The 1,288-nt window shown below is 40.8% G+C and carries 2 protein-coding genes; both read left to right on the top strand.

Features of this window, described 5'->3' with window-relative positions; genetic code table 11:
• Positions 1-1,045: hypothetical protein (locus HGH47_RS12120; RefSeq protein WP_432912695.1), on the top strand; the 1,045-nt coding region annotated here is incomplete at its 5' end.
• 48 nt (positions 1,046-1,093) lie between these two features.
• Positions 1,094-1,288, top strand: a 195-nt coding sequence (locus HGH47_RS12115) for a hypothetical protein (protein ID WP_432912692.1), incomplete at its 3' end; no start/stop codon positions are given.

Genomic DNA, 1,288 nt, shown 5'->3' with positions numbered 1-1,288 from the left:
CGGCCAATCAATGGAATATCCGATAGCCCTTTGGAACTCAAAAATGCAGTCAAAACTGGAAAAAGGCTACGTAGAAGTAAAAAAATCAGCCATGCCGATTAGTAAACCATCCGATATAAAAATTACAAATTCCGAAGTTAAGAGCCTTGTTAAATTCTTATTAAAAGCCGCTAAGACGCACATTGAAGCCTCATATAAGGTCGGAGCTGGAGAAGTATCGCAGGGGCAAATAGTAACAGCACAAAGTCTTATTGATAAGGCCTACCGATTGCTACGAAGTGGCAATCATACACAGAGCAGCCTTAACGATATTTTACGGGAATTGTATACGGTAATCCCGCGCAGGATGACGGATACTCGTAAATATTTTTTACAACAGACGTATCAAGATGCATTTGTAACGGAACTTTTACAGGCCGAACAAAACTTACTTGATACCCTTGCATCACAGACAAAAACAAAACCTGCAAAAATTACACTTGATACGCTCGGTTTGGAAATTACGTCGGCAAGTCAAAAAGACCGGGATTTAATAGCGAAGAAAACGGACTTTAAAGTCGGTACAAATAGGATTTTTAAGGTTACGAATAAAGCGACTGAGCAAGCGTTTAAAAAGGGGAGAAAGACAAAGTTATTATATCACGGTACGAGGAACTGTAACTGGATGGCGGTGCTGCAGCAAGGCCTTAAAATAAGACCGCAAGGGGTACAAACGACCGGTTCAATGTTCGGCGATGCGATATACTTTGCAAATAAAGCGAGAAAATCAATCGGGTATACAAGTCTTCGCGGGTCTTACTGGGCTGGCGGCTCTGAGTCGGTCGGTTATCTTGCAGTATTTGAAGTGAATACCGGAAAAGAATGGAATTTGTTAAGCAATCAACGGCATAAGAATTGGATGATGTCTATCGACCAAAAAAGAGTTAATCAGGAAGGCTTTGATACGGTCTTTGCAAAAGGAGGAGCCGACTTATTAAACGATGAGTATGTCATTTATGATGAAAGTCGATGCACTATCCGCTACTTAATCGAAATCAAAAAATAAAAAGGCGAAGCATTGACATAATTATTCGGCTTGCCGTATAATAAGAATATGGAAAGTAAAAATTGGAAAACGGTCAAACAAGTGGCACAAGAAAATCAATGCGACGAGCGAACTGTGCAAAAATGGTGTGCTGCAAATAATGTGCCGTATAGCGGAAGCGGTTTCCGAAAACAATGGGAAATATCCGCAGAATATGAAAAAGCCTTTAAAGAGCGTGCCCGTCCCGGCAGAAGATGGCATAAA

Source organism: Treponema sp. OMZ 805, from assembly GCF_050937395.1.
GTDB lineage: Bacteria > Spirochaetota > Spirochaetia > Treponematales > Treponemataceae > Treponema.
Note: the sequence above shows the minus strand (reverse complement) of the source record. Positions and strands in the feature narration are given on the sequence as shown.